General features: G+C 77.3%; 9 protein-coding genes. 8 read left to right on the forward strand and 1 reads right to left on the reverse strand.

Annotated features, from left to right (window positions below; translation table 11 throughout):
- Positions 1–122 precede the first annotated feature (122 nt).
- The 8 genes from ssd (at position 123) to LCD31_RS09180 (ending at position 6,543) form a co-directional block, all read left to right on the forward strand.
- Positions 123–1,247, forward strand: a complete 1,125-nt coding sequence (gene ssd / locus LCD31_RS09145) for a septum site-determining protein Ssd (RefSeq protein ID WP_224957285.1) — start codon at positions 123–125, stop codon at positions 1,245–1,247.
- The gene (locus tag LCD31_RS09150) at positions 1,232–2,401 is read left to right on the forward strand and encodes a TadA family conjugal transfer-associated ATPase (RefSeq protein WP_224957286.1); all 1,170 of its coding nucleotides are present in this window, start codon (positions 1,232–1,234) and stop codon (positions 2,399–2,401) included. Before ssd ends, LCD31_RS09150 begins: the two co-directional genes overlap by 16 nt.
- Positions 2,395–3,210 carry a type II secretion system F family protein gene (locus tag LCD31_RS09155; RefSeq protein WP_224957287.1) on the forward strand — a complete coding sequence of 272 codons (816 nt, stop codon included), beginning with the start codon at positions 2,395–2,397 and terminating at the stop codon, positions 3,208–3,210. The genes LCD31_RS09150 and LCD31_RS09155 overlap by 7 nt, the downstream gene beginning before the upstream one ends.
- Positions 3,207–3,962, forward strand: a complete 756-nt coding sequence (locus LCD31_RS09160; protein WP_224957288.1) for a type II secretion system F family protein — start codon at positions 3,207–3,209, stop codon at positions 3,960–3,962. The genes LCD31_RS09155 and LCD31_RS09160 overlap by 4 nt, the downstream gene beginning before the upstream one ends.
- A gap of 111 nt (positions 3,963–4,073) precedes the next feature.
- Positions 4,074–4,331: a DUF4244 domain-containing protein gene (locus LCD31_RS09165; RefSeq protein ID WP_224957289.1), complete on the forward strand. Its 258-nt coding sequence runs from the start codon at positions 4,074–4,076 to the stop codon at positions 4,329–4,331.
- A complete protein-coding gene (locus tag LCD31_RS09170) occupies positions 4,328–4,930 on the forward strand; it encodes a TadE family type IV pilus minor pilin (RefSeq protein WP_224957290.1) in 603 nt (200 codons plus the stop codon). Before LCD31_RS09165 ends, LCD31_RS09170 begins: the two co-directional genes overlap by 4 nt.
- Complete coding sequence (locus tag LCD31_RS09175; protein WP_255623087.1) at positions 4,927–5,415, forward strand: Rv3654c family TadE-like protein; 489 nt, start codon at positions 4,927–4,929, stop codon at positions 5,413–5,415. The genes LCD31_RS09170 and LCD31_RS09175 overlap by 4 nt, the downstream gene beginning before the upstream one ends.
- 348 nt (positions 5,416–5,763) lie before the next feature.
- Entirely contained in the window at positions 5,764–6,543 is a 780-nt protein-coding gene (locus LCD31_RS09180; protein WP_224957293.1) for a bifunctional DNA primase/polymerase, read from the forward strand.
- 3 nt (positions 6,544–6,546) lie between these two features.
- Here LCD31_RS09180 and LCD31_RS09185 read toward each other — a convergent pair.
- Positions 6,547–7,003: Zn-binding domain-containing protein (locus LCD31_RS09185; RefSeq protein ID WP_374201645.1), on the reverse strand; the 457-nt coding region annotated here is incomplete at its 5' end.

The raw sequence follows: 7,003 nt of genomic DNA on the forward strand, positions 1-7,003 counted from the left end.
AGATTCGCGATTCGGGGATCGACGCGGGGTTCCGCCTCGGTCACCGTTGATGACGAGCGGGAGAACGGCCGGAACCACCTTCGGACACCCGCGATCAGCCCGGATCCGAACGGGGACCTCGCATGTCCACGACCACCACGCCGCTGCTCATCACCGCCGACGAGGCGCTCGCTGAGGACGTCGCCCGCCTCGCCGCCGTCGCGGGCTGCGAACTGCGGCGGCACGACGGCGGGACCGCCCCCGGCGACCGCTGGCGGGATGCGGCGCTCGTCCTGCTCGACGGCCCGGCCGCCGCCGAGGCGCTGGTCGCGGAACTCCCGCGCCGGCCAGGCGTCGTGGTGCTGACGAGGGGCGGGGTGGGACCGCTGTGGCGACCGGCGTTCGAGGTCGGGGCGGAAGCGCTGCTCGGTCCGCCCGCCGAGGAGTTCCGGCTGGTCGAGCTGCTCACCGATGTCGCCGACGGCGCTCGCGCGTCACCCGGGGACGGCCGGGTGCTCGCCGTGCTCGGCGGCGCGGGCGGTGCCGGGGCGTCCACCCTGGCCGCGGCCACCGCGGTGACCGCCGCCCGTCGCGGGGACGGCGCGCTGCTGCTGGACCGCGATCCGGCCGGTGGTGGGCTCGACCTGACCGCCGGCGTGGAGGGCTCCTCCGGGCTGCGCTGGTCCGGGTTGTCGGTCGGTGACGGCCGGATCCCGTCGGGTGCGCTGCGCGCGGCGCTGCCGGGCCGCCGCCTCGGGCGGGGCAGGCTCACCGTGCTCTCCTGCGACCGGAGCGGCCCGGCGAACGGCCCCACCGCGACCTCGGTGCGCGCGGTGCTCGACGCGGGACGGCGCGCCGGGGACGTGGTGGTCTGCGACCTGCCGCGGACGCCGTTCGAACCGGCGGCGGCAGTGCTGCGGCGCGCCGACCTGGTCGTCCTGGTGGTTCCGGCCGAAGTGCGCGGCTGCGCCTCCGCGGCGAGCACCGCCGAGCTGGTGCGCGAGCACGCGGCCGGGCCGGTGCTGGCGGTCGTGCGCGGCCCGGCCCCGGGCGGGTTGCGCGTCGACGACGTCGAACGCGCGGTGGGCGTCGAGGTGCTCGCGGTGCTGCGGACCCAGCCCGCGCTCGCCGCCGCCGTGGACCGCGGCGGGCTGTGCGCCACCCGGGCGGGCAGCCGTGGGCCGATCGCCCGGGCCACCGGCGAAGTACTCCGCGTCCTGGACGAACTCGTGGCCGGACGGGCGGTGGCGTCGTGCACACCGAGCTGATCGAACGGGTGCGCCGCAGGCTCGCGGGCAGCGGCGCACCGCTCAACCCGTCCGCGGTGGCCACGGCCGTCCGCGAGGAGTCCGGCGGGCTCGTCGCCGACACCGACCTGCTCGCCGCGCTGCGCGCGCTGCAGCAGGAATTCCTCGGGGCCGGGGTGCTCGAACCGCTGCTGCGGGACCCGCGGGTCACCGACGTGCTGGTCACCGCACCCGACCAGGTGTGGGTGGACCGGGGAGACGGCCTGCGTCGCTGCTCGGTCACCTTCCCCGACGACGACGGGGTGCGGCGGCTGGCCCAGCGGCTCGCGGTCGCCACCGGCCGCCGGCTGGACGAAGCGCAACCGTGGGTCGACGCGTGGCTGCCCGGTGCGGAGTCGGGGGAGGCGGTGCGGCTGCACGCGGTGCTGCCACCGATCGCCGCGGACGGCACCTGCCTGTCCCTGCGGGTGCTGCGGCCCGCTTCGCACGACGTGGGCGCGCTGCGCCGCCTCGGGACCTTCGACGAGAAGCGCGCCACCGCGCTGCGAGAGATCGTCCGGCACCGGCTCGCGTTCCTGGTCACCGGCGGCACCGGCGCGGGCAAGACGACCCTGCTCGCCGCGCTGCTCGGCGAGGTGGGCCGGACCGAACGGATCATCTGCGTGGAGGAGGCCGGGGAGCTGCGACCCGAGCACCCGCACGTCGTCCGGCTGCTGACCCGGCCGGCGAACGTGGAGGGCGCGGGCGAGGTCCGCATCCGCGACCTGGTGCGCCAGGCGCTGCGGATGCGCCCCGACCGGCTGATCGTCGGCGAGGTGCGCGGCGCGGAGGTCTGCGAACTCCTGGCTGCGCTGAACACCGGGCACGACGGGGGCGGCGGGACCGTGCACGCGAACTCGCCCGCCGAGGTCCCGGCCAGGCTGGAAGCGCTCGCCGCGCTCGGCGGGCTGTCCCGGCAGGCGCTGCACAGCCAGCTCGCGGCGGCCGTGCAGGTCGTGCTGCACGTCCGGCGCGCCACCGGCGGAGGCAGGTACCTCGCCGAGATCGGGGTGCTGCGCCGCGAGGGAGACCTGGTGCGCGTGGTGCCCGCCTGGGAACGCGGCACCGGCTGGGGCGAGGGCAGGCCGGACCTGCTCGCGCTGCTGCGAGCGCGCGGGGGTGATCTGCCGTGCTGAGCGCACTGCTGTCCGCGATGGCCTTGCTGACCTGGCCGGACGTCCGCGCCCGGACCCGCATCGCCACCGTGCGGCCGGGGCCGGAACCGGTGCGGCGCCGCGCCCCGTCCTTCGGCGCGGCCCCGTGGGCGGTGCTGGGCGGAGTCCTGTTCGGCACCGCGCTCGCCGGGATCGGCGGCCTGCTCGCCGCCGCCGCGCTCGCCGCGCTGGGGATCTGGTGGTGGCGGGGACGCGGTGCGGATCGGCGGCGGACCGCCCGGGCGGCCGCACTCGCGTCCGCGCTCCGGATGCTCGTCGCGGAGCTGCGCGCTGGAGCACACCCGGCCGCGGCGGCCGAGGGCGCTGCGGCGGAGTCCGACCCGGCCGTGGCAGGACTCTTCCGGGACCTCGCCGCCACCGCGCGGCTCGGCGGGGACCCGGCCGCGGTGCTGCTGGCCGCCGCCGACCCCGCCGGTGCCGGTCCGGCGCGAGCGGACCCGCTGGCGCGCGCCGGTCGGGCGTGGGCGCTGGCCGATCGGCACGGGGTCGCGCTCGCCGAACCGCTGGATTCCGTGCGCCGCGACCTGGAACACCGGGTGGCCTTCGCCAGGGACGTGGACGCGAAGCTCGCCGGTCCGCGGTCTACGGCGGTGGTGCTCGCCGCGCTGCCGCTGCTCGGACTCCTGCTGGGCCAGCTCTCCGGCGCGGCACCGCGGGCGGTGCACGCGCACGGGGTGCTCGGGCAGGCGCTGCTGGTCGGGGGAGTGGCGCTGTTGTGCGCGGGCGTGGTGTGGACCGTCCGGCTCACCGAATCGGTGGTGCGGACGTGAGCGCCGCCGAACTGGCCGGGGCCACCGCGCTGACCGGAGCCGTCGGGAGCGGCGCGCCGTGGGCCGCTGCGCTCGCCGGGCTGGGCCTGCTGGTCGTGCCGTCCGGTCCCGCCCGGGCGCGGCTGCCGCCCGCACCCGCCCGACCCGGGTGGTCCCCGGCGGTGGCCGAGTGGTGCCGCGGTCGGCGGTCGGCGCTCGCGGCGGTGGTGGGCGGGCTGTGCGGCGCGCTGCTCGGCGGACCGGTGGGTGCGCTGCTGCTGGCGGCGGTCGGTTTCTGGTGGTTCCGGCGCCAGGTGGCGGGTGAACCGGTGGACCCGTTGGCACTGGCCGCGGGATGGGACCTGCTCGCCGCCGGGATGCGCGCCGGACTGCCGCCGGTGGTGCTGGTGCGCGCGGTCGCCGCCGAGTTGCCCGGTGCGGCGGGGGACGCGTTGCGGGAGGTGGCAGGACTGCTGGAACTCGGCGCCGACCCGGTCGCGGCCTGGGACCCGGCGCTGCGCCATCCCGGCACCGCCGAGCTGGCGAGAGCCGCCCGGCGCACGGCCCGGACCGGGAGCGCACTGGCCGAGGTCGCCGCCGAGCTGGCGGCCGAGTCCCGCGCCGAGCTGGCGGATCGCGCGCAGGCGCGGGCCCAGCGCGCGGCGGTGTGGGTCGCCGCCCCGCTGGGGCTGTGCTTCCTGCCCGCGTTCCTGTGCCTGGGAGTGCTCCCGGTGGTGGTCGGCATGGTGCAGCGCCTGCCGCTGCCCTGGTGACCGCGACCGCGCGATCAGTGCGCTGCGGGAGGAATCCGGGCGGGTGCGCCCGGCGAACGGATGTCGATGGCGGAGGCCGGGGGGCCGACCGGCGGTGGAGAGGAGAAGGTGATGACGGTTCGAACCGAGTGCGCGGTGCGGACGATCGACGGCGGGCTGCACCTGGTCGCGGGCGCGCGGCGGCGAGTCCGGCGGCGGTGGCGGGCCCTGTTCCGCGGTGACGGCGGGATGAGCACCGCCGAGTACGCCATCGGCACGATCGCCGCCGCGGCGTTCGCCGGGGCGCTCTACGCGGTGGTGACCGGGGCCTCGGTGACCGACGGGCTCACCTCGCTGATCGAGCGCGCCTTGCAGGACGGCGTCGGATGACCGCGCCGTCCGGTGCGGCGGGGAACCGGCGCTCCTCCGCCGAAGCGGACCACGCCGGTGGAGCGGCAGCGGATCGCGGTGCGGTGACCGTCGAGGCCGCGATCGGCATCGGCGCGGTGATGGCGGTGTTCCTGCTCGTGCTGGCCGCGTTCGGGGTGCTGCTCGGGCAGCTCCGCTGCACCGACGCCGCGGTCGAAGCGGCCCGGTTGGCGGCCAGGGGCGATCACGACGGCGCCCGCGCCGCGGTGGCCCGGTCGGCTCCGACGGGATCCGAGCTGGTGCTCGCGGCCGAGCGCGGGCTCGTCATCGCGGAGGTCACCGCGCCGTCCGGTCCGGGACTCCTGCCGCAGCAGTGGCGGAGCAGCCGGGCCGCCGCGGCCCCGGAACCCGAGGCGCCGGCCGCCACGGCCCCGGAACCCCCAGGGCAGGCCTCCGCAGCGCCGCAGCCGGATGCGCCGATCCCGGTGGAGCCAGGATCGGACGAGCCGGACCGGCCACCAGCCCCCGGCGCCGAGCTCCCGCCCGCGGGCGGGCCACCGGCCGCCCGGGGCTTGGCCGAACCCGCCCGAGCGGCACCGAGTCCGGGACCCGCCGCATGAGCGGGAGCGGGGGGGGGGGGGGGGGGGGGGCGGGGGCCGCCCCCCCCCCCCCCCCCCCCCCCGGCCGCCGGCCGGCCGATCGGAACGACCGGCTCGGAAGCGACGAACGGGAGGAGGTCACCGATCGCGGGGTCGCCACCGTGCTCGCCGCGGCCCTCGTCCTCGGCGTGATCGCGATCGTGGGTTTCGGCATGGTGCTCGGATCGGTCATGCTGGCCCGGCACCGCGCGGACGGCGCCGCGGACTTGGCGGCGCTCGCCGCCGCGGCCCGGGCCCAGCAGGGCGGCGCGCCCGCCTGCGCCGCGGCCCGCGGGGTCGCGGCGGAGATGCGGGCACGGGTCCTCGACTGCGAGCTGGCCGGTCTCGACGCGCGCGTCCTGGTCGAAGTTCGGGCCTCGATGGGCCTGGGCGGGCTGTCACCGCAGGTCACCGGGCGTGCCAGGGCCGGTCCTGTCACCCGTTCGCCGGATGGCGGCCCGCGCTGAGCGGTCCCGCGCCCCGGCTGAACGACCGGTGAGCGCGATCACGTCGCCGCGAACCGACACTCCGGCATATCAGCGCCCCTCTCGGCGACCGGACGCTCGTCGCCGCTGAGCGACCGGTCATCGACATGGGGGGTGTACGAGGCCGGGTGGGATGACGTTGATTGATGGAGCGGAAGCGAGCAGGAGATCCCGACATCGTGGTCGGTCTCAGGTGACCGGTCGCGGGGCAGCGGCCACACCGGTGCGAAGGCATCCGCCACGGTCGAGTGAGGAGAGGTAATGGACTGGTCAGCGGACAGGGGGCCCAGCGCTTCCGGAGCGAACGCTCCCGGAGGAGCCGGTGCTGCCGTGGAGGCCAGTGTCACCGGGTGGGCGGGCGCCTTCCGGATCGAGCTCCGGGTGCAGGCCATCGAGCTGGCGTCTCGCGGCTGGTCGGTGCTGCCCGGCACCTTCCCGGTCGGTTCCGAGGCGGGCGCCCGCGCCTGGTCCGGCTCCGACGCCGCGCACCCGGCGGGTGTTGCGCACCCCGTTCCCGTGCACGCGGACTGGCAGGACCGGCTCGGTGCCGGCGTCGACCAGGTCGCCCGGTGGTGGTCCGAGCAGCCGTACAGCCTGCTCGTCGCGACCGGTGACCAGGTCGAGGCGCTGGAGACCGGTGCCGAACTGGGCAGGCGCACCGCGCGGGCGCTGCGCTCGCTGGGCGTTCCGGTTCCGATCGTGGCGACCCCGGACGCCCGCTGGTACTTCCTCGCCGCAGGGGGCTCGGCCACCGCGGCGTGCCCCGAGCTGGTCGCGGCCGGAGCGGTCCGCAGGCACAGCGCCGGCAGCTGGCTGCCGGTTCCCCCGAGCACCTTCCACCACGGAGTCGTGCACTGGCGGGTCAAGCCGGAGGTCTGCGGGTGGCGGTTGCCGTCCCCCGAGATCATCGGTGACGCCCTGCGCATCGGTGCCGACGCCGTCCAAGACGTGGCCGAACTCGTCGTCGCGGGCAACTACCCCGCCTCGACCGCGAACCAGAGTCGCCAGGGCACTGGACGCCCGACCCGTCCAGCTGGGCACCCCCGATGGGGACCGACGGCGGGGACGAGGGGGACCGGCGAACCCCCTCGCCCACCCGATCCGCCGTAGGCCCTAGCCCTGCCCGGCGTCTCCCCCGTGCGCGGTCGAGAGCACGTCGAGAACAGCCACCGCCCCCGCCTTGTCCAGTGGTTCATTGCCGTTCCCGCACTTCGGCGATTGAACGCAGGACGGGCAACCCGCCGGGCAGTCGCAGGAGACGATCGCCTCCCGCGTCGCGGCCAACCAGGGGAACAACGCGGCGAAGCCGCGGTCGGCGAAGCCGGCTCCCCCGGGATGACCGTCGTGCACGAACACCGTGGCCCGACCGGTGTGTTCGTGCAGGGCAGTGGAGACACCACCGATGTCCCACCGGTCGCAGGTCGCGAACAGCGGGAGCAAGCCGATCGCCGCGTGCTCGGCGGCGTGCAGCGGGGGCGGGGGGGGCCCCCCCGGGGGCCCCCCCCCCCCCCCCCCCCCCCGCAGCAAGACCACAAGCGCGCGGGGGGCGTGCAAAACCCGAGGGGGGCGC

This window comes from Saccharopolyspora sp. 6M (assembly GCF_020176775.1).
Taxonomy (GTDB): Bacteria; Actinomycetota; Actinomycetes; order Mycobacteriales; family Pseudonocardiaceae; genus Saccharopolyspora_C; species Saccharopolyspora_C gregorii.